Origin of the sequence: Sphingomonas pruni NBRC 15498 (assembly GCF_001598455.1) — a bacterium.
Classification (GTDB): Bacteria; Pseudomonadota; Alphaproteobacteria; order Sphingomonadales; family Sphingomonadaceae; genus Sphingomonas; species Sphingomonas pruni.
Window position 1 is genome coordinate 44408 of record NZ_BCYZ01000013.1, and the last position, 24572, is coordinate 68979.

The window sequence follows — 24572 nt, forward strand, 5'->3', positions numbered from 1 at the left end:
CTCACTTTTTGGCGACCAGTTTCTTGAATTTCCTGATCGTGCATTGGTCGCCCGAGCGCGTACGGATCGAATCGCGTCCGGCGCAGACCTGGCCGTCGGCCGACGGTTTGACGTAGAAACCGCCGTAATAACCCAGCCCGGAACAATCGCCGTCCAACTCTGCCCGGACGCGGTCGCCGCCGCGCAACACCAGATCGACATAATCGGCCGCGACGATCGCCCCGCCCAATTGGTCGGCGGCGATGCACTTGGGACCCTTTTTCTCGGCCCATTTGATCGGTCGCACCGGTGTGGGTTGTTGGGCGGGCGCGCCACGCAATCTGCTGGGGACGCGGATGATGATCCGTCCGCGAATCGTCACTTGCGCCAGTTCGATGCCGGTCACCTGGCCGGCGGGCGCGGGAGTAGCGGCCGCGGCGATGGAGGCAATGAAGGCAAAGGCGGCAAGGGACGGATTCGGCATGAAGCGCGCCTTGGTAAGGCCATAATTTGAACACGCAATGAATTGGATGCGCGCGCCCGGCCATGCTAGCGCCATTGCCATGACACCCGCACAGGCCGAGTTGGTCGCCGCCGTCCGCGCAGCGCTGGGCGAAAAGGCAGTCGTCACCGATCCGGCGGATATCGCCCCGTGGCTGACGGACTGGCGCGGCCGTTTTCATGGCAGCAGCCCTGCGATCCTGGCGCCCGACACGGTCCCGGGGGTGCAATTGGTCGTGGACAGGGCGCGCGAGCTTGGCGTCGCGCTGGTGCCGCAGGGAGGCAATACGTCGATGGTCGCCGGTGCCACGCCGCCGACCGACGGCTCGGCGCTGATCCTGTCGACGCGGCGGCTGAACCGTATCCGCTCGCTCCGGCCGGCCGACGCCCTGGCGGTGGCAGAGGCAGGCGTGATCCTGTCCAATCTTCACGACGCGGCGCTGGCCGAGGGAATGCGCTTCCCGCTCACCCTGGGCGCAAAGGGCAGCGCAACGATCGGCGGCCTAGCCTCGACCAACGCTGGCGGCACGCAGGTGCTGCGGTTCGGGACGATGCGCGGGCTGGTCGCGGGGGTCGAGGCGGTGTTCCCCGACGGTACCGTCCACAACGGGCTCGCCGCGCTCAAGAAGGATAATCGCGGCTACGATCTCAACCAGTTGCTGGTGGGCGCGGAAGGCACGATCGGGGTGATCACTGCGGCAACGCTACGGCTCGTCCCGGCGATCCTCGATCGGGCGGTGGCCTGGGTCGGCCTGGCCGATCCCGAACGCGCGCTGGCGCTGTTGCGGCGGCTGCAGGCCGCTACCCAGACGGTCGAGAGCTTCGAGATCATTCCGCAAAGCTTTCTCGATGCGGTGATCCGCCATTTCCCCGCCACGCGCACGCCGCTGGGCGGCAATCATGGCTGGCACGTCCTGATCGAAGCGACGCGTGCGGCGCCCTCGGACGAGCCGCCGACGGCTCTGCTCGAACGGATGATCGGCGACGCACTCGCGGCAGGAGAGGTCGAGGATGCGGTCGTTGCGGCAAGCGAGGCGCAAGCCGACGCCTTGTGGAAAATCCGCGAAACCATCCCGGAAGCGTCGCGTGCCGAAGGGCCCGCCTTACAGCACGACATCTCGGTACCCGTCGCCGGCATGCCGCGCTTCCTAACCGAAGGCGCGAGGACAGTGGAGGCGCGCTTTCCCGGAACGCACGCGGCCGGGTTCGGCCATCTCGGCGACGGCAATGTCCATTTCCATGTGCGGGCGCCGGTCGACACCGACGGTCCCCGCTGGTACGATCAGGATGGCCATGTCATCTCGGCGTTCGTCCACGATCTCGTCGTCGCCGCCGGCGGATCGATTTCGGCCGAGCATGGCATCGGCCAGCTGAAGCGGGACGAGCTGGCTCGCCTGTCCTCGCCGGCGCGGATGATGGCGTTGCGAGCGATCAAACGGGCCTTTGATCCGAGCGAATTGATGAATCCGGGCAAGCTCGTTATCCTTGCGCCCGACGGCGCCACCCCTTAGGGCGCACGGCCACGTGCGGCTTCTTGGGGGAGCCGCGTTCAAGAGATTCGATTGGAGTAGGATAATGGCCAGCGCGCCGCAGTCGCTTCCGCTTTTCTATAATGCGCTCGAGCCGCTTTCGAGCGAACAGCACGGCAATTTTCGCATCCGCCCGTCCAACGGCGCGCCGTTTCTGGCCAACCAGCACGCGATCCCGCTGACCGTGGACGAATTCCCGATGGCGCAGCGCAACATGCCGATCGTCTTCTCGCAAGGCGATGATGGCGTGCCGCTGGCGCTGATGGGCCTGAACGAGGGCGTCAACGTCTTCATCGACGAGAAGGGCCAGCTGCGTGAGCCCTATACCTATGTGCCGGCCTATATCCGCCGCTATCCGTATTTGCTCGCACGCCTCCGTCCGGAAGCCGAAGAGCTGACTTTGTGCTTCGATCCGAGCTCGGAGACGATCGGTGCGTTCGACGACGGTGAGCCGCTGTTCGCCGACGGCGCGCCGACCGACGTCACCAAGAACATCCTCGAGTTCAATCAGCAGTTCGAGGAAGCCGGCGCGCGTACCGCGGCATTCATGAACGAGCTGCGCGAACTCGACCTGTTGATGGACGGCGAAGTGACGATCCAGCCGGACGGCGCCGACAAGCCGTTCGTCTATTCGGGCTTCCGCATGGTCAACGAACAGAAGCTCAACGAACTGCGCGGCGACCAGCTGCGCAAGATGACCCAATCGGGCCTGCTGCCGTTGATCTACGCGCATTTGTTCTCGTTGTCGGTGATGCGCGAGATCTTCACGCGCCAGATGCAATTGGGGCTGATGCCGGCTCCGCAGCTCGTCGCCTGACGGTGTCCGGGCGCGCTGAGTGACGAGGATGACGCTGATCCGAACCGACCGCTATTCGTGGGGCGCGATCTGGCTCCATTGGGCGATTGCGCTCCTGGTCCTCGTCAACCTCGCGCTCGGGCTGTTCCACGAATCGCTGCTCGACGGCATCAAATGGGTGATGCCGGTCCACAAGTCGATCGGGATCACCGTGCTGGCACTGACGCTGCTGCGGCTGGGCTGGCGGCTGATGCATCGACCGCCGCCGCTGCCAGCCGACGTGACGGGCTGGGAGCGGACGGCGGCAAAGGCGACGCACTGGGCCTTCTATGCGCTGTTGCTGGCGTTGCCGCTGACCGGCTGGATGCTGTCGTCCAACCCGGCGCGGCTGCGCCCGATGGCATGGTTCTGGCTGTTCCCGGTTCCGCCGCTGCCGATATCGGGCGCGGCGGCGAAGCTGGGCAGCAATCTCCACGGCGTGATCGGCTATATCATGCTCGCGCTGGTCGTGCTGCACATCGCGGCGGCACTGCGCCACCATTTTCTACTGCGTGACAGCGTGCTTGCCCGGATGGCGCCGGGATTGAACCGAAACGGATGAAATTCTCCGTTGAGAACGTTCAAGTCCGAGTCTTGAAACGGTAATCTCATCGACCTATGTTGCTTGAGTACGGCTTCGTGTCCCCCCTTTCGCGAGGTCGTGCAGACACGCTTTCGAGCGTGTCTCCTCCCTGAACCTTGGCCACCTCGGGCATTTGCCCGAGGTGGTTTTTTATTGGGCGGCTGCATAACAGATGGCGATGACCGGGCCGGCGGCTGATTCAGCGACTTCCTATGAGAAGTTCTTGCGTATGCTTCCCGGCGGCGCCGAGGTGGTCGACTGGTTCGGCTTCGCACCCTCTTTCCACGATGCCACGCTGGAACGCCTGGAACTGGCTAACAATTCGGCAACACTCGTGCTTGCCGCCTTCCGAATGACCGACAAGGTCGACGATCGGGGCTTCGTCGTTCTGGACAAGCACGCGCTGATAACGATCGCCCTTCGACGGGTCAGCGGGGTCTCGCTCACCGGAGATGCCGGATCGATCGTTTCCAGTCTGACAATCGCTGCCGTCACGTCCGAATCCAGGTGGCGTTCCGTCCGTGGTCCGGCGATCGGCGATTTCCAGATTAGCTGGGAAAGCAGCTACGGTCTGGAAGGCGTATTATTCGCACCCGAACTGTTGCTCTCGCTGCAACCTCAATAAGTGCTTTTTTTGTTGGTTCCGGCCTCACTCGGCCGCCAGTGCCAGCCCACCAGTCAACAACTCATCGGTGGCGGCATCGATCATTCGACGTAGCAAGGCGGCGGTGCCGGCCAGACCCTTGCCAGGCGCGGTCAGGCTGGGGTCGAGATAAAGTCGCCGGTCGATCTCGATCTGGATCGCGTGGATATGCTCGTGGGGGCGGCCGTGGCGGGACAGAATATACCCACCCGGATAGGGCGTGTTGAGCGCCGCGCGATGGCCTGCGGCGACGACTTCCCCTTCCAGCCGATGGACCAGCCGTCCGCCCGCGCTGCGGCCGAAGCGGTCACCGATTACCACGCGCGCGGCGGCCCCTCCGGGCAATGGCGGCATCGAATGTATATCGAGCAACAAAGCGGCCCCGAACCGCTCGCGCGCCGCCGCTAGCGCCTCGGCCAGCGCGGAGTGATAGGGTCGGTGATCCTGGGCGATGCGCTGCCGCACCTCGTCGTCGCCCAGCCGTCGGTTCCAGATCGCGATACCGGGCGCCGATCGTCGTGGCACCAGGCCCAGCCCGCTGCGCAATTTGGTTGCCGCCGCGCCGGCCGGAATCGGCCGCGCGCCGTCGTCGATCATCGGGTCGCGTTCGTCCTCGCCGCGATTGAGGTCGATCCAGGCGCGCGCGCGGCGCTGCACGAACACGGTCTCGTCGATCCGCGCGGCCAGCGCGACATCGTCGGCATGGCGATCCTCCAGCGCCAGCATCGACGCGACCGGCACGGCGGCGGCGGCGCGCAACTGAAGCGGATAATCGCGCCCGGCATGCGGCACCGACAGGATTACCGGGCTGTCCGGCGGGATTGGTCCGACGCGGTCGAACGAGGGAACTGCCATGCCGGCAAATCTACTCGTCGTATCGCATCGGGGCAATCGTCGCGCGACGCTGGAAAATCTTAAGCCCTTGGGGCATAAAAAGCTTCGCGGGACACGAGGCAGCGGACGGGCATGATCAGGATTTTATTGGCCGAAGACGATTCGGTGATGCGCGAATATCTGACGCGCGCGCTCGAACGCTCGGGCTATGCCGTTACCGCCGTCGATCGCGGCACTGCCGCGCTGCCGCTGATCGAAACCGAGCATTTCGATTTGCTGCTGACCGACATCGTCATGCCTGAGATGGACGGGATCGAATTGGCGCAAAAGGTGTCCGACATCGCGCCCGATATGCGCGTAATGTTCATCACCGGATTCGCCGCGGTAACCCTGCGCGCCGGCAAGCAGATGCCCAACGCTCGCGTGCTATCCAAACCGTTCCATCTTAAAGATCTCGTGATCGAGGTCGACCGCCTGTTCGAGGTCGAAAGCGCCAACGGCGGGCTTTAATAAAACGGTGCCAGCCCGCTCCCCCACCCGGCCTCCCAAAGGATAATTAATTGGGTGGCCGGGTGGGGGAGCGGGCCGGCACCGTCACATGACAAACTCGCTTGCACAGCGGCGGAAGCGCCGCTACAGGGCGCCCTCCCCGTGGGCGTGTAGCTCAGTGGTAGAGCACTGTGTTGACATCGCAGGGGTCGCAAGTTCAATCCTTGCCACGCCCACCATCGAAAGCCTCGGGAAACTCCGGTTTCCCGAGGCTTTTGTGTATCTCGTCCATAGGGGCCGGCGTGGCGCGGCCAGGCCAGGCGCGGAGCCACGATGCGATCTACCAGCCAAAACCAATGCCTAACCTGGCGTTACGGGGGCGCAACGGCGTGGTCTGGTCACGATAGGTCAGCGAAAACGGATTGCCATAGGCAAACCGATTTGCCGCACTGTTGGTCAGGTTGTCGACAGCAAGATCGACCCGCAATCCGCCACGACGCACACCGGCCGACAGGCCCAAAAGCCAGTAATTTCCCTGGCTCACGTCGAGAAGGTCGCCCGTGCCGAGAACGGATCGGCCGACATAATCGGCGCCGATTCGGATTCGCGGCGCAAGTCCGCGCGTGGCCCATTCGTACGACAAGCCCCAATGACCGGCGAACGGCGGCGTCTCCGGCAATCGACGGTTATTGCGCGTCGACTGATCGGCGATCGGGCCGGAGACTTCATTGGCCGTAAGCAGGAAGGAAGCCTCGGCGTGCAGGCCTGCGACCGGTACCCAGTCGATTGTGCATTCGGCCGCTTCGATCCGGGCATTTCCGATATTGTCGGTATAGGGCTGGCCACGACGGTTGATCAGGTCCGCCTGGATGTTGCTCCAGAGCGCCATCGAAATGCTGCCCGAAAATGCCAGGCCCATCGGACCGTCGCGTAGCTTGCGCATCCCGATTTCGCCGACGGTGATCGCGTCGGATCGATAATCGGCAACCCGGCCAACGCCGGTCGCGACCGCGAGCCCCCCCGTTCGGTATCCGGTCTGGAACCGCGTGAACAAGGCAAGACGCGGCGAGACTTGCAGCGAAAAGGCCAATGTCGGATCAAATCGCCGGCTCAACCGGCCTTTGACGAAATTCGCCGATTGCGGGGCGGACGAGGGATCGCCATCGGTTCGGGCCATGGTGGCACGTCCGCCGGCGGTGACCGAAAGACTCGGCAACAGGGCAATCGTCGCCTCGCCGAACAACGAGGCAGCCTTGGTGACGTTGGTCACGCCGATAATGTCGAACGAATTCCCCAGCGAACCGACGGCGCGCGACAATATGTCCTGATCCCTGGCTAGGGTGAAGCCCACGACCCAGGAATTGCCGTTCGGCAACGAGCGCGACAGCCTCGTTTCCTGGCTCAACAACCATTTGTCGCGGTTCGCGATATACATGACCGGCGGCGACTTCGAACTAAGCGGGCGCCGCGGCGTGGCATCGAACTGGTCTGTCGACTGATAGCCGACGATGCCCGTCGCCGAAAAGAGTCGCAGCCCGCTGTCCCACTCCCGGCTGACCGTCAGGCGACCGAACAGCAAGCGGTTGTCGAACGGTTGAGCTATGCGCGAGCGCCTCGTCAACGGCCCCTCTGCGGCTTCGGCATATTGGCCGTCTCGCGTGTCGATCCATTGCCCCGCCCCGCTCGCCTCGATCCGCCAGCCGGCGCCGGGGTCGATCCGTAACGCCAGCCGTCCTCCGACGGTGTCGCTGCGGTTGACGTTCCTCAGGCCGCGTCTGACATCGTCCAGATAGCCGCCCTCATGGACGGTATAGGCGACCGCGCGCATCCCCATCCGGTCCTTCAGTATCGGCAGGTTGACCATGCCGGCGACATCGAAACCGGTGCTTCCCCCTTGCGTCGCGGTGACGCCGCTCGACGCCGCGCCCGCTATCGCAGAGAGATCGGCCGGGTTGGAAGTCAGCCGGATCACGCCCCCGATCGCGCCCGAACCGTATAATGTGCCCTGCGCGCCCTCCAATATTTCGATCCGGCGCATGTCATATAGCCGCAAGCCGGGATCGGGTCCGGAATAGGTCAGTTGCACGTCGTCGAGATAAATGCTGGTTGGCGACTGCGTGGTGCCGCTGAAACTGCTGTCGGCGATACCGCGGATGAATACCTTGTTACGTCCGGCGCCCAGTTGGGTGCTTTGCAGGATCGGGATGCCAGGGGCGAGGTCGGTCATCGTTCCCGCCGCCGAGGGGGGCGATCGTTCCGTCTCGGTCACCATGAGGCTCCCGGGGTAGCGCAACAGCGAGATGCGCTGTTTGCTGGCCGTGACGATGATGTCGGGCTGCGGGGAGGACGGCGACGACGTCACCGCCGGTCGTGTCTTGCGTGGCGCCGCGCGAGCCGGCGCCCGCACGATACGATAGCCGCCGGTGATCGCGATCGCGCGATAGCCGGTATCGGCAAGGAGGCGGTCGAGCGCCTTGCGCACCGGCATGTGTCCCAGGACCGGTTCGGTTCGGATTGATCGCAATCCCGATTCGGTGCTGATGATCTCGACCCCTGTTTCGCGCGCCAGCGTCACCAGGGCGATGTCGAGGGTGGTCGGCGGAATCGAAATCGGGACGTCGCGAGCAAGGGCGGTCGCGGGCGAGCAAGTCCCCAGTGCGAGCAGGAAGGCAGCAAGGCCAGGGCGTTGTCGCCGAAATCGACGCCCATTAGCGCGGGATCGACGCCCCGTCAGACAGGACCCATCGCTCACCGTCACGCCGCCACGTTGCCCCGATCATCTCTGCCAGATGCGGGATATCCCGCTCGGCGACCCCCGAGAAACGGACCATGCCGGTAAAGGGGCGCTGGGACAAGCGGCTGTCCAGTTCCAGTTCGAATCCGTAGAGCCGCTTGAGCGCCGCGACGACGTCGCCGACCTTTCGGCTGTCGAAGCTCAACATGCCGGTGCGCCAGCCGCCGATCAGCTTGGGCGCGACCCTATTGACGACGACCTCTCGCCCGTTGTCGCGCAGCGCCAGCGAGTCGCCTGCGCCGAGCCTTCGCGCTTCACCGTCGGGTTGGAGCAGTACCGATCCCTCGGCGACCGCGATCGTCAGGTCGTTGCCCTCGCGGGCGACGTTGAAGACGGTGCCGAGATCGCGGATCGTCATCGCGCCTGCGGTCATGGTGAATGGATGCGCGGCGTCGTGGACGACATGGAACAGCGCCTCGCCGCGATCGAGCGTCGCGGTGCGTGGGTCGGCGCGATCGAGGCGCAATACGGTACCGCCGCTCAATTCGATGCGGGTACCGCTCTGCAGCGCGACCGTGCGACGCTCGCCGGCCTTCGTCGCCACCACATAAGGATAAGACCGCGGCGCGACCAGCGACGGGACCAGCATCGCGACGCCGATGGCGGCTGCCGCCAGTCCGGGGATCAGCCACGGCCGGTGGCGGCGGCTCGGAATATTGTCGTTGCCGGCGGCCGGCCCAAGCGTAGGGAAATGCCCGCGATCGATCAGGCGATCGTCCGTGGCGATCGCGTCATAGGCCGCGGCGTGGGCGGGGCTGGCTTCCAGCCAAGCGATGAACTCGGCCCAGCCATGCGCGTCGGCCTCGGCGAGGCGAAGATGCCAGCCAACTGCCTGTTCCACGATGTCTGACCGTTCACCCTGCACGATCCGCGCCCCTTTCTTCATGCTGACGACGCGCCGTTTCGGAATCCTCAGCAAATCGGTCCAACCGGTCGTGAATTTTGCGATAGGCGCGCTGCAACAGCTTTTCGACGCCGCTGACGCTGATTCCGAGATGCTCAGAGATCGCGCGTTGGGACTGATCCTCCAGCCGGAACATGCGCAGTGCAGTCGCCATTCGCTCGGGCATGTCGGCAATGGCTCCTTCGACCTCTTGCCATTGGCGCTGCGCCATCAGCGTCCGTTCTGCGTCCGGCAGCTCGTCCGCTTGCGGTTGGCTATCGATCCAGACCGCGTCGCGCGCGCCGCGACGGCCGGTCGCGATCCGGCGGTCGGTCGCGAGATTGGCCGCGACGCGGTAGAGGAATGCCGCCGGCTGGGCCACCGGCTGGGCAGCGAGCCGGTCGATCCGCAGCCACATGTCCTGCAACACATCCTCGGCGTCTTCGCGATTGCCGAGTCGGGCGACCAGCAGACGCAACAGCATCGGGCGCTGCGCAAGAAAAATGGCCTTGAGACCGCCGTCTGCCACCGTCGTCGCGTCCCTGGTCAGGCAGGGAACGCCAGACCTTCGATGGCGGCCATGTCGGCGATCGGCCAATTGCGCAAGGCTTCGGCTTCGCGTGACCTCGCCGTAGCGATCGCATCGCCGGGTCGTACGCCCGCGCCGGGGTGGCACATCACGAGATGAGTTCCGCCGGGCTTGCGCAGGAAACGGGGGAAGAGAGCCCGATAGTCGCCGGCAAAGTCATAATGACCGGCGAAGCTCTCATTGGTCGCGAGTCCGACCGCGGCCGCGGCGCGACGCAATCCGCGCGAATGCCAGGCGCTGCCGATCGCCTTGCCGGCGAAGGGACGCGCCAGCATAGCCGCCAATCGGTCGGTGCAATCGCGGATCCATGCCTGTGGTGCGCGCAATGCGGTTTCGGCCAGGACGAGGTCGCGAATACCCGGCAGGGCATGGGCGTGCTGATGCCCGTCGACAAAGGCAGGGGGACGGCCAAGCGCCGCGATGAAGGCATCGAACTGCGCCGCGATCTCCGCCGCCGTCTCATCGAGCGGTATCCGACCACGTGCCGCCATGCGGCCGAGCGGGTTGATCGCCGGCAATCGGCCGGCGGCGGCCAGCCGCGGCATCGGAGTCAGGGGAACCTCGTCGGTCAACGTCAGGTGGAGTCCGATCTGAACATGGACGGGCAGGCCGCGGAGCAACTCGCTGTCGGCGCCCCAGCCTGGCATCGCCGCCATGCAGCTGATGGCGTTGATCTTTTCCGCACGCGCCAGGTCGGCGATCGTCTCACTAACGCCGCGCGAAAAGGCGAAATCGTCAGAACACAGGATGAGGCGGGCCAAATACCGGTCCTTCGAGATGATGATATTGCCGTTCACGGATGCGGTTGCTGAGAAGGCGTCGCCGTCTCAACCGCGGGGCCAGGAATGAATAGAAGAACCAATCCCCCGCCTTGGGGGCGGCTGCGGCATACACCAGCCGCTCGAGCAACGTCCAGCGGATCGAGTCACGGTCGCGGTCGCGCTTCGACGGCGCACACCAATAGTCGCGCGCATATCCCATTGCGCCGGTCCGCATCACCCGATGAACGATTTCGTGATCCTCGAGCACGTAATTCCAGCGATCGGCATCGAACCCGCCGGCAGCGCGCAAGGCGGACGTCCGGAAGGCCTGACCCGCGCCGCCGGTATGCGACTGGCGAGGCAGCAAGCGTGCGACGGTCAGGAACCGACGCGCCGCGGTCTGGCGCGCCCGCTCGTCGATACCCGGCGCGACGAAATAGGCTCCGGCGGCGACGCAGCCGGGTTTTGTCAGGATCGCTTCGGCAGCGGCGAGGTAGTGCGACGGATAGAGCGTGTCGGCATCGCAGGTCGCCACCCACGGCGTGCGCACCCAACCGAGACCGGTGCGCAGCGCGGCGACCTTACCCGGCAAGGGTTCGGTGATCAGTAGATAATCGAGACCATGATCGCGGCACGCTGCGCGCGCGATCATCGCGCTGCCGTCGGTCGAGCCGTTATCGATCAGGATCAGCGTCATCGATACCGATTGCGCCGCAAGGCTGGCGATCGTTGCGGGAAGATAGTCGCTTTCATTGAAGAAGGGTAGCAATATGCTCCAGGCAGGCGCGGTCCGCCCGTCGATGCGGCTGGCATTGCGGGATCTGACCGGATCGAGATCGAGATACATTGACGGCCGTCCATGGGAAGCGGGACGGGATGGAAGATGGCGGCCGCACAAGACCCGGACCGACGTGTCGCTCCGCGGGTTCCCCCTGATCGTGCCGGCGCCACTTCCGCCCCACATAAATGACGACGCGCATGCCGGCGATCCGCACTGAATGACGCGAAAAAATCGATCCTGGTGATCTCACTGGGTTCGTCGCGCGGCTCGATCCCAGCAGACGACGTGATTGTGCAATTCCGCACTTCGATCACGAAAAATATGTCGCATGACGCCACCGTCACCGCCCCTTAAGTGGATCGGCCGTGGCGACGGCGGCATTCATCGATCGATCAGCAATCAATGCGCCGGTGCGGCTGCCGCGCATCGGCCTTGCGCTGCTGTTCATGGCGGTGGCCATCGCGGTTCGGGCGCGCGACTTCGGTAACCCGATCATCCATGTCGACGAGCAATATTACCTGCTGGTCGCCGACCACTTTCTGCATGGCGCGCTTCCCTACGTCGATATCTGGGACCGCAAGCCCATCGGGCTGTTCCTGATCTTCGCGGCGATCCGTCTGCTCCCAGGCGACGGCATCCTGGCTTATCAAGTGATCGCGACCGCGTTTGCCGCTGCCACCGCTCTGCTCATCGCGCTCGGCGGCCTGCGGCTGGGCGCGGGCCGGGCTGGCGCCATAGCGGCCGGCCTGGCCTATATCTTCTGGCTCTCGCTGCTCAGCGGCCGCGGCGGGCAATCGCCGGTCTTCTACAATCTGTTCATGGCCGGGGCGGGATTGCTGACCTTGCGGCTGCCGGAGCTTGCCAGGCGCGCCGATCGGCAGGCGATCCTGGCTAGTGGCTGCGCCGCTTGCCTGCTCGCCGGCCTGGCGATCCAGACCAAATACACACCCATGGTCGAAGGCGCGTTCTTCGGGCTCGCCCATCTCTGGTTCCTGCGGCGCGCGGGGGCAAACTGGGCGGCGCTGGCCGGCGCCGGCGCGATCTGGGTCGCGCTGGGTATCGCGCCGACTGCTGCGGTCGTCGCGAGCTATTACGAGCGCGGCCCCGCCGACTTTCAAGCGTTTTGGTTCGCCAACTTTGCGTCGGTTGCGCTGCGCAAGGGGTATCCGGCGGCCAAGATCATCTCGCGGCTGGCGGGCACGACGCTGCAATTATCGCCGTTCATCGGCTGCGCGATCGTGGCCTGGCGGACGCGGCTGAACCGGGCGGAGATGCTGCTCGCCTTTGGCTGGCTTGTCGCGGCGTTGGTCGCTTTCGCGATGATCGGCGCGTTCTTCGATCATTATGCGCTGCCGCTGATGGTGCCGCTGGCGGTGATCGCCGCGCCCGTGCTGGGACAGCGCAGGCTGGCCTTGATCGGCACCGCCATAGTCGGCGCGCTGCTGGCCGTTTTCCACCTTGCCACCGAACCTGACGATCGCGGTTCGGCCTATCTCGTTGCCCAGGCGATGGTCGCGAATGACGGCGACGAATGCCCTTACGTCTTCGCCGGGGACTCGATCCTATATCATCTCGCGCACGCCTGTCTGCCGACCGCTTATGCTTTCCCATCGACACTCGCTTACGAGCCGGAACAGGGAGCGACCGGAATCGATGAGGCGGCGGAAGTGCGGCGCATCATGGCCCGCCGCCCGCCGGTGGTGGTGACGTTGGACCGTCCGCTGGCGCCCTGGAACCGCGACAGCCTCGCGATCGTGACGGGCGCCTTGGCGCGAGATTATCGCCTCATCCTCTCGGCCCCGCGCGAGGATGGACATCTGCTCGTCTACTGTCGCCGCGATCGGCCGCGAGCGCGATGAAAGATGCGAGGGGCAGGTGTGGGTCGGATTGGTCGGCGACGTCTGATTATCGCCTTCCTTACCATCCGGACCGGATCTGATGCGCTCGAACATTCTCGTCGCCGGCCTTGTTGCTTCCTTCCTCGCCATCAATCCCTCTTCGGCGGGAGCCGAACAGATCGGTCAGGACGCCGACATGTGCAGGGCCGGTCGTGGCCCAGCCATTCAGGTCAACGTTCAAGGGCTGAAGGACCGCAGCGGGGAATTGTGGCTGGAACTCTATCCCCCGACACCGGACGATTTCCTGAGCGCGGACACCGACCTGATAGCTCAAGGCAAAATCTTCCGCCGCACCCGGTCGCGGCTCCCGGCGGTCGGCAGCGTTGAAATCTGCATTCGGGTGCCGCGTCCGGGCCGCTACGCGCTGATGCTGCGCCACAATCGTGTCGAGCGCGACAAATTCTCCTTTTGGAACGACGGGGCAGGGGTACCGGCCAACCGGTCATTGGGCCGTAGCAGGCCTCGGCTCGATCAGGCTCTCGTCAATGCGGGCCCAGGCGTAACCGTCGTCGCGATCAAGATGCAATATCTGCGCGGCCTCGGCTTTTCACCGCTGGACTGACGCCATGGCCGTCGTGACGCGATATTTGCGGTCAATCCTCCTCACCCAGCCGGCAGGCAGATGTTCGTGACCGAGTCCCATGCGGCGCGCGGCGCGCAGCCGCCCGGATGGGCGATTTCAATCCAGGCCGGCGAGGCATTATGGCGTGGACGGCTGAGGGTCGGCTTGTCGTTGGACGACATCGCCGCGCGAATCGGCGCCGATCCGGACATGGTCGGCGCACTTGAGAATTCGGATTTCGACAGGCTGCCATCACGCGATTTGTCGATCGCCATGGCGAGAGCCTATGCGGAGATCGTCGGACTATCGAGGAAATGGGTGGCCCTGGCGCTTGCCAAGGAATTGGTTCGACGGGATGAAGACGCGGGGTTCGACCATCGTGTCGAGCATCCTCCATTTGTACGGATTCGACTCCTTATGAGGCTATATCTTGGGGTATAAGGACATCGGCGCATCCGATCGGATATCCAATGGCAATCGGCAAGATTCTTTGTTCGTTCGGCCGACACCTACCGGATCCGGGGCATATGAACTGGGGCAATTCGACTTCAGGGTCCGGTTTCGACGTGAGCCATTGCAGCCGCTGCGGGATCGAACTGACCCGTCGGCGGGGAAGCAAATGGCGGGCGACCCCTCTTGCCGACCGCTGAACTGGAGAGGTGACGTTCATCGGCGCCGCGGATCGATAATAGGTACGGTGACGTCGCTATTCAGGGCGATGCTGGCGGTCGCCGTTCTGATCGTCAGCCAACCGGCCGCCGCTCGGGCACGGGAAGGCAGGATCGCGCTCACGTTCGACGACCTTCCGGCACTGACTATTCTCAACGATCAAGCCTATGTCGATTATCTCAACGTCATGATTCTGCGGGGACTGAAGCGCCATCATTTCCCCGCGACGGGCTTCGTCAACGGGGGCAAGCTGGATGAACTGAACCGAGACCGGCAAATCGCCAATCTCAAGCGGTGGCTCGACGCCGGAATGGATCTTGGGAACCACACATTTTCACATGAATCCCCCAATACGCTTGGCGCGAAGGCCTATATAGCCGACATCATTCGCGGCGAGCCGGCCACCGCTGACCTTCTTCGTTCGCACGGCCAAAGGCTGCGCTGGTTCCGGCATCCCTATCTCGAAACGGGCTTCCCGATGTCGGTCAAGCGGACGATCGACGGCTGGCTTTCGGGACACGGCTACCGCATCGCACCGGTCACGGTCGATGCGGACGACTGGGAGTTCGCCGAACCTTATGACGATGCCATCGCGCGCAAGGATGTCGCGCGCCAACGGCGGATCAAGGCGGAATATCTGGCTTATACCGCCCGCCGGATCGAGTGGTCGATCCGGAGCGGGCGCGTCCTGTTCGGGCGCGATATCGCCCAGGTCATGCTCCTGCATTGCACTCGCCTCAACGCGGATTCGATCGACGATCTCGCATCCTTGTTCCGGCGCTTTCGTTTGCGCCCAGTGAGCCTCGATCGCGCGATGCGCGACCCCGCTTATCGCACGCCCGACACCGTCGCGGAAAAAGAGGGGATGGACTGGCTCGAGCGCTGGGCTGCGGTGAAACACAAGGATCTACCCGAAGAAGGCGACGACGACCCGCCCGCCGATATTCAGGCTGCTTACGATCGGGTCGACAATGATCGGCACTGACCGATCGATATCCTGAACCCGGGCCCATGACGGCCTCCGAGATAGCTAGCTCAACGCAGGGCCGCCCCTTGGGATGAGCATCGTGATCTCCCGTAATCGCCTCCGCGATGATGGACCCGCGGGTCCCATCGAGGGGTGACAAGCGATCAGATTATCGACCCCCTGGTTCGTCGGAACAACTTAATTCACTATTGTGTGAATTAATATTGCAACGGGCCGCGCTTTGCGGCAGTTTCCCGGGCACCGGCGCCGGAGAGCGCGATGTGATCTGTGGGAGGGATGCAATGAAGGTTCGTGCGTTGTGGCTGGGCGCATCCGCGCTCGCTCTTACCTGGAGCGGCGGCGCTGCCGCTCAAACCGCTCCTCAATCCACGCCGGCAGCCGCGCCGCAGGACGAGAGTCAGGCAGCGACCGACAACAGCAATTTGCCCGGCGACATCGTCATCACCGCGCAGCGTCGCAGCGAAGACCTGATGACGACCGCGGTATCGGCGTCGGTGCTGAGCGGCACCGATCTGGGCAACAAGGGCGTCGCCAATGTCGACGCGCTGCAGTTCGCGATGCCAAGCGTCGTGGTGAACAATTTCGGCCAGGGCAACGATTTCAATATTCGCGGCATCGGCAAGGCCGAGCACAATACCCAGACGACGACGGGCGTGATCACCTATCGCGACGGCGTGCCGACCTTCCCGGGCTATTTCCAGATGGAGCCCTATTTCGACGTCGCCAACATCCAGGTGCTGCGCGGCCCGCAGGGCACGATCGTCGGCCAGAATTCGACTGGCGGCGCGGTGTTCGTCAACACCAACGACCCGATCGTCGGCGGCGAGATCCACGGCTATTTCAACGCCAATTACGGCAATTACAACGACGCCGGCATGCAGGGCGCGATCAACCTGCCGATCAGCGACACATTCGCCGCGCGGGTCGCCCTGTTCGCCGAGCGCCGCGACAGCTTCTTCAAGGTTCATGGCGCCGGCGGCACCGCTTATCCGTACGACAGCGGCAAGATGGGCTATCTGGCCGGGCGCGTGAGTTTCCTGTGGAAGCCGAGCAGCCAGTTCTCGGCATTGTGGAAGACCGATTTCGACGCGCTCGATTCGGGCGCCTATCCCGCGTCTCCGTTCTGGCAGCACAGCGACGCCTATCCGGCGCTCAAGCGCGACCTCTACGATATTCAACTCAACGCGCCGCAGGATGCCCGCGACACCTTCGTGCGCTCGGTGCTGAAGCTGGAGTACGATACGACCGGCGGCGTCAAGTTCAGGTCGATCACCGGGTTCCAGAACGGAACCACCCTGTATCGCGCCGACCTGGACGGCACGGCATCGAACATCGTCGATCCGGTCTCCAAGACGATCAAGAACTGGAGCTTCTTCGACAAGGTGGTCGAGACGCAGTTCAGCCAGGAATTCAACATCATCTCGCCCGACAATCAGCGCTTCACCTGGCTGCTGGGCGGGTTCGGGATGTGGAACGCCTATTTCTTCCCGAAGCCGTTCAGCAATTTCACGATCAACGCCTGCTATCCGACGACGACGGTTCCCGCCTGCCTCTACCAGTTGGCGGGCCGCAATCCGGAGCGCAACCTTGCCGCTTTCGGCCAGGTCGGCTTCCAGATCACGCCGAGCCTGAAGCTGGAACTCGGCGGCCGTTACACCGCGAGCCGCTCGACCAACTATGTCAACGTCCTGCAATATGGCCTGCCGATCAGCCAGGTGCAGTCGGTGTCATCGGACAATTTCTCGTACAAGGCGTCGCTGGGCTGGAAGATCAATCGCGACCAGTATCTCTATGGCTTCGTCGCTTCCGGTTTCCGTCCGGGCGGGCTCAACGTCCCGGTCGGCCTGGGCCTGCCGGCGCCGTTCAAGCCGGAGACGATCACCTCGTACGAAGCGGGCTGGAAAGCCACTTGGGCCGGCGGCCACGTTCGGACAACGGTGACCGGTTTCTACAACGACTATAAGAATTTCCAGGTCATCATCGGCTATCCGACCTTCCCGACCTTCGGCATCGAGCTGAACGTCCCCGACAAAACCAAGATTTATGGGTTCGAGGCCGAGGCGGAGGTTACCCTCGGCGGCTTCAAATTCGACGCCGGCGTCAACGTCCTGCACAGCGAACTGGGTAGTTTCTTCGCCAGCGATCCTCGCGTGGCCGCGTTCGGTGCGTGCGACCCGATCAAGGGCGGCTCGCCCGCCGCCACGAACTGCATCAACCTGAACGGCCGTCGCCAGACCTATGCGCCCAATGTCACGTTCAACGTGAGCGGCGAATATACCTTTAAATTGGGCGACGGGAGTTCGATCACACCGCGCGCCAATTTCGGCTATGTCGGCAGCCAGTGGGCGACGCTGTTCCAGAATACCAACCTCGGCGATCGGCTCGACGCGCGTAAGATCCTCAATGCCCAGCTTGCTTACGCCAAAGGCAGCTGGACGATCACGGCCTATGGCACCAACCTGACCAACCAGCATTATGTCGCGGCGCTCAATAGCGGGCTCTATTTCGCCGGAGCCCCGCGCCAATACGGCGTCAAAGTACTCAAGACCTTCTGATTCCCAGCCTGGCCGGGCGTCCGCGTGCAATCGCGGGTCCCCGGCCTTTCTTTCCCCGCTTTCTCTCAAGGTATCATGCAACCCTACGGCCTGACGGTAGACAAGTTCCTGGATCACGCCGCCAAGTGGTTCCATGATCGTGAGGTCGTCGGCGCCGAAGCGGGGCAGGTGCGTGCGCGCGCGACCTATGCCGAGCTCAGGGAACGCAGCAATCGGATGTCGGGCGCGCTCGCGGCGCTCGGCATGAATCAGGGCGACCGCGTTGCGACGCTCGCCTGGAACACGCCGCATCATTTCGAACTCTATTATGCCGCAATGGGGATCGGGCTGGTCTGCCACACGCTCAATCCGCGGCTGACCGTCGCGCACCTCGCTGCGATGATCGACGAGGCGGAGGACCGCGTGCTGGCGGTAGCGGCCGACCTCGTACCGCTCGCAAGCGAACTGGTCGCGGCGTGTCGGTCGATCGATCATGTCGTCGTACTCGACAGTCCGGCGTTCGACATCGCCGCTGTCGGCCGGGCAGATATAGGGTTGTGGGGCCATGACGCGCTGCTCGACGCGCACGGCGCCGAGGTGGTGTGGGGCGAGTTCGACGAGAATCTGCCGGCGGGGTTGTGCTACACGTCGGGCACGACCGGCAGCCCCAAAGGCGTGGTCTACACCCACCGCTCGAATTACCTACACACGCTGCGCGCGCTCCAAGCCGATGCGATCGCGCTGACGGCGCGCGATGTCCTTCTGCTCGCGGTGCCGATGTTCCACGCCAATGGCTGGGGGCTGCCGTTCGCGGCGCCGGCGGCAGGCACCAAGCTGGTGCTGCCGGGGCGTGTGATCGACGGTGCCAGCCTGGCACGATTGATCCGCGACGAGGATGTGACCGTGGCGGTCGGCGTGCAGACGGTATGGCTCGCACTTGCCGACCATGTCGAGGCGACCGGAATCGACTTGCCCAGTCTGAAACGCGTGGTGATCGGCGGGTCGACTTGCCCCGACGCGCTGATGCGGCGGCTGGAGGACAAGCTCGGTGCCGAAGTGCAGACGAGCTGGGGGATGACCGAATTGTCGCCGGTGGGCACGATCGCCGCGCCCGGCACCACCGATCCTGCCCGTGGATCGGGGCGGCCGCCGATCGGGCTCGATCTCAAGCTGACCGATACTGATGGGGCGACGTTGCCGGAGCAGCGCGGCGTCCAGGGGCATCTGAAGGTTAAAGGCGCGAGCGTGATCGACCGCTATTTCCGCGCCGAAAGCGACGCGCTCGATGAGGAAGGCTATTTCGACACCGGCGACCTCGCCACGATCGACGCAGCAGGCAACCTTACCATCTGCGGGCGTGGCAAGGATTTGATCAAGTCGGGCGGCGAGTGGATCAATCCCAATGAGATCGAAACGATCGTCGGCACGCATCCGGCGGTGCGCCATGTCGCGGTGATCGGCCGGCTCGATGCCAAATGGGGCGAGCGCCCGGTGCTGATCGTCGAAAGCGACGGCAAGGCAGATGCGCGCGTGCTGCTCGACCTGCTGTGCGGCAAGGTCGCCGACTGGTGGATTCCCGACCGCGTGGCTGAGATCGCGGCGATGCCGCTCGCCGCCTCCGGCAAGATCGACAAGAATCGACTGCGCGCGGATTACGAGGCAGGGAAGATCGCGGCCGTCGCGATGGGGCGGTAAGAAGTCAGATCCCATTCAACCAATACGCTTCCCCGGCGAAGGCCGGGGCCCAGCATCGACGAAGTTGAGATGGCATTCCGCTGCCGAGAATGTGTTGCGGCTGGGCCCCGGCCTTCGCCGGGGAGGCGTTCAGCGCGGACGGTCGGCCACTAGCAGATCAATCGCACCCTGCCGTCCTCGGCGGAATCTGCGGGGCGGCCAGGCCGACATTCCAGTTCCAGCCGATCTTGCCGGTCGCCTTTTTGCGGCACATCACCGTCTCGTTCAGCGCGTACATGCCGGGCATCAGGTCTTTGCTCGGCTCGGGCGTTGCGGTGAAATGCATGTAACTGGCGGTGGTGCCGTAAGCCGGCCAGGCCGGCGCCTTGGCCGCGATCGGATTGCCGTCGCGCGCGAAGCTGGTCCAGTAATCGAGCATCGCGTCGGACAGCGCGCGCTCCTCGGGCGTATCAGGGATCTTGGGCCAATTGGGGCCGAGCGTGTCGATCGTGCCGAACACATAGGGCAATTCGCTGGCATGAAACGCGTGGAGCCCGGCGCTGTCCATTGCCGGATAGCCATGGTCGAACAGATAGAGATAGGCGCGCTGGCCGATCGCTGTCTGCTTGCGCGCCATCCGCTCGGCGGTCCAGCCATAGAGCCCGTCGCGCGTGGCAGCGATGATGCTCTCTTTGTAATCGGCCGCGGGGTAGAGGTTGAGGAAGGCATCGGCGAGGTCGCCATAGCGGTCGCGGATCGTCGCCTCATATTCGGCCGCGGTCGCAGGCGGTTTGGGCGCGAGCATCATCAACGAGCGGATCTCGCCCTGGTTGAACCCCGCGAGCAGCGCTACCGGCGCCTGTTTGCCCTGGTCGAACGCCTCGACCATCTGCTGCGGCAGGACGAGGCCGTCGACCGTGCCCCAGGGGCCATAGCCGAGCTTGGCGGCGCTGTCGGTGATGGTCTGCGCATCGATCCCGCGCAGCGCCGCGATGTCCGGCGCCTGGAGCGCGCCGGCAAGCATTTGTCCGGCCGCTTCGCCCGACGGCGCGCCATAGACGGCCTTTTTCAGCTCGGGCATCGAGATCATGTAGCCGCTCTCGGCAATCGCCTTGCTGTAGAGCCCGCGCGCGAGCGGGGATTCGAGCAGATACATCACGCTGAGCGCGCCGGCGGACTCGCCCGCGATCGTGACGTTCCTGGTGTCGCCGCCGAATGCCGCGATATTGTGCCGGACCCAGCTCAGCGCGGCGATCTGGTCGAGCAGGCCGTAATTGCCCGACACGTGTTGCGGCGATTCCGCCGTGAGCCCCGGATGGGCGAGCCAGCCGAGCACGCCGAGGCGGTAATTGATCGAGACGACGATGATACCGCGCTCCGCCATCCGCCGCCCGTCATAGGTTGCTTCGCGGCTCGATCCGCTGACGAGGGCGCCGCCGTGAATCCAGAAGAAGACCGGGGCGTTCTTCGCGTTCTTCGGCGCCCAGATGTTGAGCGTCAGACAATCCTCGCTGACCGGTAATGGAGCGGCGGGCGAATAGACCGAGGCCGATTTGCCCTGCGGCTGCACACAAGCGGGGCCGAACGCGGTGGCGTCGCGCACCGCCTTCCAGCGTTGCATCGGCGCGGGCGGGCGCCAGCGCATCGCACCGACCGGCGGCACCGCATAGGGAACGCCCCTGAACACGTTGAGGTCGCCCTCCGTCGTGCCGCGCACCGCGCCCGACGGAGCATCGACCACGGGCGCGGATTGCTGCGCCATGGCGGGCACCGCAAAAAGCAGGGCGCCAAGAGCGGTCAGCGAACGGAAACGGGTCATGCCGGGGTCCTTTCCTGCGCCCGGATCACGCGGGCGAGCCAGAAGAAAAGCAGGATTGCGATCGGATAGGCGGGAAGCAGCGTGTAGAGAGCGGTACGCAGCGAATGCGTGTCGCCTGCGGCCTTGAACCCGTCGCTCGCCGCGCCGACCCAGGTCGGCCCCAAGCCAAGCCCGATGAAGTTCATCACGAGCAGCAGCAGCGCGCCCGACAGAACGCGCTGGTCAGGCCGCACTTCCTCCTGCACCAGCGCCACCGAGCAGGAGAGGTACGTGTAGTTGAACGACATGGTGATGGTCAGCAGGACGAGCGCGAGCGGCCAACCCGGCGACCACACGAATGCCGCATAGAATGGCATCGCGATGGCCAACGACAGCGCCGGGGCGATCGCATAAACGCGGCGCGAATGCTGGGTGAACCGGTCGATCACTCGTCCCGAAACCAGCATTCCCGTGCACATGCCGACCAGCACGACCAATGCGTACCAGATCGCGATCTCCTGCAGAGTCATGCCTTTTTCGCGGATCAGGAACAGCACCGCGAAATTGCCCAGGCCATAGGTCACGAACTGGGTCGCGCCGCTGCCCAGCGCGGCGAGCATCAGCACCGGATGAGTGAAGAACATGCCGATGGTCGGCCAGAAGCGCGCCTTGACTGGGGCGTCGTGCACGACCGTATCGGTCGAACCGCGCGCCGGCTCGCGCAGGAATATCCGGACCAGGATCGCGGTCACGACGCCGACCGCGCCGATCGCGATGAACGCGTCGCGCCAGTGGAAAAAGGCGGCGATCGATGCGCCGAACGCGATCCCCATTGCCGCGCCGATCGGCGGCCCGAGATTGTAGATGCCGAAAGCGATGCCGCGGCGCCCCGGCGGAAAGGTATCGGTGATCAGCGCATAGGAAGGGGGCACGCCGCCCGCTTCGCCGAAGCCGACCGTCATCCGCGCGACGACCAGCTGCGGATAGGTCGCCGCCAGCCCGCAGGCGGTGGTCGCCGCGCTCCAGATCGCGCAGGCAAGCGCTACGATGGTGATGCGGTTGGAACGGTCGGCAAGCCAGCCGATCGGGATCGCGATGAAACAATAGAAGAAGGCGAAATACAGCCCGCCGATCAATCCCAACTGGCCGTCTGTGATGTGCAGATCGTCCTGGATCGGCTTGGCCAGAATGCCGAGCAGCTGCCGATCAAGGAAATTGAGCACATAGACGAAGGTGAGCGTGCTGAGCATGACCCATGCCCGTGCCGATGTAGCGGGGGCGGGGGACGACGTCGTCGCCAGCGTCGCCGCCATTACCGGACCCGCCGGAGAGGTGTGCCAAGCCGAGCGTGGCCGCGCGGCGGACGGAGTGCCGTCAGAAAATCCACTTTCCTCTCCCCGGCTTTTTGCCCGTTCGTTCCGCATGATGGTGGGAAGCCGCGGCGGGTGTCAACATATACATTATCACAAGAGTGAATATTGTAGATGCGACCAATCGCTTGACGCTGATGGACGAGGCTGGAAGGACCATGATCGTGACCAAGACCACCCAACCGCCACGCCGGTCGCGCAAGGCCGAACAGCGCGCGGAGACGATGGAGCAGATTCTTGACGCCGCCGAGGGGCTGTTCGCTCAACACGGTCTCTATGGCACAACATTGAAGGATGTCGCCAAGCAGGTCGGCGTCCACCACACCCTGCTCAATTACTATTTCGCGGACAAAAAGGCGTTGTTCGACGCGGTGTTCGCGCGTCGCGCCGCCGTGACGCGCGAGCTCAGGATGAAGGTGCTCGACGATTATGAGGCGTCCTGCGGCGGCAAGCCCACGGTAGAGGGGGCTCTGCACGCCTTTCTCGACACCGATCTCGACCTCTACGGCAATGGCGGAGAGGGGTGGCGGAACTATGCCAAATTGGGTGCCCAGGTCGCTAACACGCCCGAATGGGGCGCTGAATTGATGGACAAGCATTTCGATCCGGTCGTGCTGCGATTGATCGATCTGCTCAAGAAGGCGCTTCCCGACTGCGCCGAGGCCGATATCTTCTGGGGATACCATTTCGTGACCGGCGCGCTGATGCTCACGCTCGCACGTACCGGCCGGATCGACAAATTGTCCGGTGGAGTGGCGCAGTCGGACGATTTCGCCGCGATCAAGGACCGCATGGCGAAGTTCATGGCTGCCGGTTTCAACGCGATCTGCAGCTGACGCTCGAGATTTAGCCCTTAGCCGAAAGCGCGCATTCCCCGGCCGCTTTCACCCGCCATGGTCGGCCAGCCATTCGCGAATCGCGCCGGTGACCTTTTCGGGTGCTTCCCACGGCGCGAAATGGCCCACGCCCTCCAGTTTCTTGAGCGTCAGATCGGTGACCAGCGCCTCGAGTCCTTCCAGCTGCACCGGCAACAACGCCTGGTCGCCCAATCCCCAGATCACCAAGGTCGGCATCTTGAGCGGCGGGAAGGGCCCATCCAGAAACGCCGGCCGCTCGGGCGTCTCGTCCATCGCCGGAACCTGGACCGCGCTGGCGCGATACCAATTGAGCATCGCGGTCATCGCGCCGGGCTGACCCCATTGCTCGAGATAGACCGGCTTTTCGTCCTTCACTTTCTCGAAGTCGGTGTGCCGCATGAAACTGCCGTCGAAAAAGGCCGACAGCCCGATCGACTCGATATGCTTTTCGAGATCGGTGTTGCGGAACGCGCGGATATATTGGCTCGCCTCGCGCTGGGCCATGTCGTCGAACAGCGACTTCTGGAAGATGAAGGGATGCGGCGCGTTGATGATGATCAGCCGTGCGACGCGGTCGGGATGGTTGAGCGCCGCCATCCAGGCGATCGCGCCGCCCCAATCGTGCCCGACCAGAGTGAAGCGCTCGATGTCGAAATGGTCGGCGAGCGCGATCATGTCGGCGACCGGTTTGTCGGGCGTGTAATTCTCGACGCCTTCCGGCTTCGACGATCTGGCGAAGCCGCGCTGATCGGGCGCGAGGACAAAATGGTCGTTGGCAAGGTCGGCGATCTGGTGCCGCCAAGTACGGTGCGACTCGGGAAAGCCGTGGAGGAGAATGATTGGCGGATTGGTGGGCAGGCCCGCTACCGCTACGTCAAGCTCGACTCCGGTGGGCAACGCCACCCGCTGCATCTCGTAATCCGCCATATTCCCCTCCCGCTTGCGGGAGGGGTTAGGGGAGGGCGTGTCCCTCTCTCTCCCGCTATAGCTTTGTTGACATGCCCTCCCCCGGCCCCTCCCG

General features: G+C 64.4%; 22 protein-coding genes and 1 tRNA gene. 13 read left to right on the top strand and 10 right to left on the bottom strand.

The annotated features are described in order from the left end of the window. Window position 1 precedes the first annotated feature (1 nt). Entirely contained in the window at window positions 2–463 is a 462-nt protein-coding gene (locus tag SPR01S_RS05880; protein WP_084250980.1) for a hypothetical protein, read from the bottom strand. Between the two features lie 79 nt (window positions 464–542). On the opposite strand from SPR01S_RS05880, the gene SPR01S_RS05885 reads away from it, so the two are divergent. The 4 genes from SPR01S_RS05885 (at window position 543) to SPR01S_RS05900 (ending at window position 4052) form a co-directional block, all read left to right on the top strand. Further along, entirely contained in the window at window positions 543–1991 is a 1449-nt protein-coding gene (locus SPR01S_RS05885; RefSeq protein WP_174531874.1) for an FAD-binding oxidoreductase, read from the top strand. A gap of 64 nt (window positions 1992–2055) precedes the next feature. Continuing rightward, window positions 2056–2826: a SapC family protein gene (locus SPR01S_RS05890; protein ID WP_066586347.1), complete on the top strand. Its 771-nt coding sequence runs from the start codon at window positions 2056–2058 to the stop codon at window positions 2824–2826. A gap of 28 nt (window positions 2827–2854) precedes the next feature. Beyond that, window positions 2855–3406, top strand: coding sequence for a cytochrome b (locus tag SPR01S_RS05895; RefSeq protein WP_066586348.1), 552 nt, complete (start codon window positions 2855–2857; stop codon window positions 3404–3406). Window positions 3407–3599: 193 nt separating this feature from the next. Further along, complete coding sequence (locus SPR01S_RS05900; protein WP_066586350.1) at window positions 3600–4052, top strand: hypothetical protein; 453 nt, start codon at window positions 3600–3602, stop codon at window positions 4050–4052. Between the two features lie 24 nt (window positions 4053–4076). Here SPR01S_RS05900 and SPR01S_RS05905 read toward each other — a convergent pair whose 3' ends face one another. Next, window positions 4077–4925, bottom strand: a complete 849-nt coding sequence (locus tag SPR01S_RS05905) for an N-formylglutamate amidohydrolase (protein ID WP_066586353.1) — start codon at window positions 4923–4925, stop codon at window positions 4077–4079. A 111-nt stretch (window positions 4926–5036) separates the two neighbouring features. Between SPR01S_RS05905 and cpdR the strand changes: the two genes are divergently transcribed. Together cpdR and SPR01S_RS05915 are read left to right on the top strand one after the other, a co-directional pair. Continuing rightward, complete coding sequence (cpdR, locus tag SPR01S_RS05910) at window positions 5037–5414, top strand: cell cycle two-component system response regulator CpdR (protein WP_066586354.1); 378 nt, start codon at window positions 5037–5039, stop codon at window positions 5412–5414. A gap of 143 nt (window positions 5415–5557) precedes the next feature. Beyond that, window positions 5558–5632: transfer RNA gene (locus tag SPR01S_RS05915), tRNA-Val, on the top strand. Between the two features lie 101 nt (window positions 5633–5733). On the opposite strand, the gene SPR01S_RS05920 is transcribed toward SPR01S_RS05915, so the two are convergent. The 5 genes from SPR01S_RS05920 to SPR01S_RS05940 form a co-directional block, all read right to left on the bottom strand. Then, window positions 5734–7968 (bottom strand): TonB-dependent receptor, encoded by a 2235-nt coding sequence (locus SPR01S_RS05920; RefSeq protein WP_245661886.1) that lies wholly within the window; start codon window positions 7966–7968, stop codon window positions 5734–5736. 133 nt (window positions 7969–8101) lie between these two features. Next, a complete protein-coding gene (locus tag SPR01S_RS05925) occupies window positions 8102–9073 on the bottom strand; it encodes a FecR family protein (RefSeq protein WP_066586356.1) in 972 nt (323 codons plus the stop codon). Next, on the bottom strand, window positions 9042–9599 hold the full coding sequence (locus SPR01S_RS05930; RefSeq protein ID WP_084250981.1) for an RNA polymerase sigma factor: 558 nt from the start codon (window positions 9597–9599) through the stop codon (window positions 9042–9044). Before SPR01S_RS05930 ends, SPR01S_RS05925 begins: the two co-directional genes overlap by 32 nt. A gap of 17 nt (window positions 9600–9616) precedes the next feature. Beyond that, on the bottom strand, window positions 9617–10420 hold the full coding sequence (locus tag SPR01S_RS05935) for a ChbG/HpnK family deacetylase (protein ID WP_066586358.1): 804 nt from the start codon (window positions 10418–10420) through the stop codon (window positions 9617–9619). Continuing rightward, on the bottom strand, window positions 10395–11267 hold the full coding sequence (locus SPR01S_RS05940) for a glycosyltransferase family 2 protein (RefSeq protein ID WP_084250982.1): 873 nt from the start codon (window positions 11265–11267) through the stop codon (window positions 10395–10397). Before SPR01S_RS05940 ends, SPR01S_RS05935 begins: the two co-directional genes overlap by 26 nt. A 299-nt stretch (window positions 11268–11566) precedes the next feature. Between SPR01S_RS05940 and SPR01S_RS05945 the strand changes: the two genes are divergently transcribed. From SPR01S_RS05945 to SPR01S_RS05970, 6 genes are all read left to right on the top strand, one after another. Continuing rightward, on the top strand, window positions 11567–13060 hold the full coding sequence (locus SPR01S_RS05945) for a hypothetical protein (protein WP_369405261.1): 1494 nt from the start codon (window positions 11567–11569) through the stop codon (window positions 13058–13060). Between the two features lie 79 nt (window positions 13061–13139). Continuing rightward, window positions 13140–13661, top strand: a complete 522-nt coding sequence (locus SPR01S_RS05950; protein WP_066586360.1) for a DUF2141 domain-containing protein — start codon at window positions 13140–13142, stop codon at window positions 13659–13661. A gap of 60 nt (window positions 13662–13721) precedes the next feature. Then, the gene (locus tag SPR01S_RS21150) at window positions 13722–14102 is read left to right on the top strand and encodes a helix-turn-helix domain-containing protein (RefSeq protein ID WP_084250983.1); all 381 of its coding nucleotides are present in this window, start codon (window positions 13722–13724) and stop codon (window positions 14100–14102) included. Between the two features lie 49 nt (window positions 14103–14151). Beyond that, window positions 14152–15315, top strand: coding sequence for a polysaccharide deacetylase family protein (locus SPR01S_RS05960; protein ID WP_245661887.1), 1164 nt, complete (start codon window positions 14152–14154; stop codon window positions 15313–15315). 284 nt (window positions 15316–15599) lie between these two features. After that, on the top strand, window positions 15600–17873 hold the full coding sequence (locus SPR01S_RS05965) for a TonB-dependent receptor (RefSeq protein WP_066586371.1): 2274 nt from the start codon (window positions 15600–15602) through the stop codon (window positions 17871–17873). Between the two features lie 75 nt (window positions 17874–17948). Then, window positions 17949–19547: an AMP-binding protein gene (locus SPR01S_RS05970; RefSeq protein WP_066586382.1), complete on the top strand. Its 1599-nt coding sequence runs from the start codon at window positions 17949–17951 to the stop codon at window positions 19545–19547. 157 nt (window positions 19548–19704) lie between these two features. On the opposite strand, the gene SPR01S_RS05975 is transcribed toward SPR01S_RS05970, so the two are convergent. Together SPR01S_RS05975 and SPR01S_RS05980 are read right to left on the bottom strand one after the other, a co-directional pair. After that, complete coding sequence (locus SPR01S_RS05975; RefSeq protein ID WP_066586385.1) at window positions 19705–21345, bottom strand: carboxylesterase/lipase family protein; 1641 nt, start codon at window positions 21343–21345, stop codon at window positions 19705–19707. Then, entirely contained in the window at window positions 21342–22574 is a 1233-nt protein-coding gene (locus tag SPR01S_RS05980; RefSeq protein ID WP_245661888.1) for a spinster family MFS transporter, read from the bottom strand. Before SPR01S_RS05980 ends, SPR01S_RS05975 begins: the two co-directional genes overlap by 4 nt. Window positions 22575–22858: 284 nt before the next feature. On the opposite strand from SPR01S_RS05980, the gene SPR01S_RS05985 reads away from it, so the two are divergent. After that, window positions 22859–23530, top strand: coding sequence for a TetR/AcrR family transcriptional regulator (locus SPR01S_RS05985; protein WP_245661889.1), 672 nt, complete (start codon window positions 22859–22861; stop codon window positions 23528–23530). Between the two features lie 48 nt (window positions 23531–23578). Here SPR01S_RS05985 and SPR01S_RS05990 read toward each other — a convergent pair whose 3' ends face one another. Beyond that, window positions 23579–24478: an alpha/beta fold hydrolase gene (locus SPR01S_RS05990; RefSeq protein WP_066586388.1), complete on the bottom strand. Its 900-nt coding sequence runs from the start codon at window positions 24476–24478 to the stop codon at window positions 23579–23581. Window positions 24479–24572: the final 94 nt, after the last annotated feature.

Coding starts and splice junctions, on each gene's coding strand:
- SPR01S_RS05880 (WP_084250980.1), bottom strand. CDS start 463: ATGCCGAATCCGTCCCTTGCCGCCTTTGCCTTCATTGCCTCCATCGCC.
- SPR01S_RS05885 (WP_174531874.1), top strand. CDS start 543: ATGACACCCGCACAGGCCGAGTTGGTCGCCGCCGTCCGCGCAGCGCTG.
- SPR01S_RS05890 (WP_066586347.1), top strand. CDS start 2,056: ATGGCCAGCGCGCCGCAGTCGCTTCCGCTTTTCTATAATGCGCTCGAG.
- SPR01S_RS05895 (WP_066586348.1), top strand. CDS start 2,855: ATGACGCTGATCCGAACCGACCGCTATTCGTGGGGCGCGATCTGGCTC.
- SPR01S_RS05900 (WP_066586350.1), top strand. CDS start 3,600: ATGGCGATGACCGGGCCGGCGGCTGATTCAGCGACTTCCTATGAGAAG.
- SPR01S_RS05905 (WP_066586353.1), bottom strand. CDS start 4,925: ATGGCAGTTCCCTCGTTCGACCGCGTCGGACCAATCCCGCCGGACAGC.
- cpdR (WP_066586354.1), top strand. CDS start 5,037: ATGATCAGGATTTTATTGGCCGAAGACGATTCGGTGATGCGCGAATAT.
- SPR01S_RS05925 (WP_066586356.1), bottom strand. CDS start 9,073: ATGAAGAAAGGGGCGCGGATCGTGCAGGGTGAACGGTCAGACATCGTG.
- SPR01S_RS05940 (WP_084250982.1), bottom strand. CDS start 11,267: ATGTATCTCGATCTCGATCCGGTCAGATCCCGCAATGCCAGCCGCATC.
- SPR01S_RS05950 (WP_066586360.1), top strand. CDS start 13,140: ATGCGCTCGAACATTCTCGTCGCCGGCCTTGTTGCTTCCTTCCTCGCC.
- SPR01S_RS21150 (WP_084250983.1), top strand. CDS start 13,722: ATGTTCGTGACCGAGTCCCATGCGGCGCGCGGCGCGCAGCCGCCCGGA.
- SPR01S_RS05965 (WP_066586371.1), top strand. CDS start 15,600: ATGAAGGTTCGTGCGTTGTGGCTGGGCGCATCCGCGCTCGCTCTTACC.
- SPR01S_RS05970 (WP_066586382.1), top strand. CDS start 17,949: ATGCAACCCTACGGCCTGACGGTAGACAAGTTCCTGGATCACGCCGCC.
- SPR01S_RS05975 (WP_066586385.1), bottom strand. CDS start 21,345: ATGACCCGTTTCCGTTCGCTGACCGCTCTTGGCGCCCTGCTTTTTGCG.
- SPR01S_RS05980 (WP_245661888.1), bottom strand. CDS start 22,574: ATGCTCAGCACGCTCACCTTCGTCTATGTGCTCAATTTCCTTGATCGG.
- SPR01S_RS05990 (WP_066586388.1), bottom strand. CDS start 24,478: ATGGCGGATTACGAGATGCAGCGGGTGGCGTTGCCCACCGGAGTCGAG.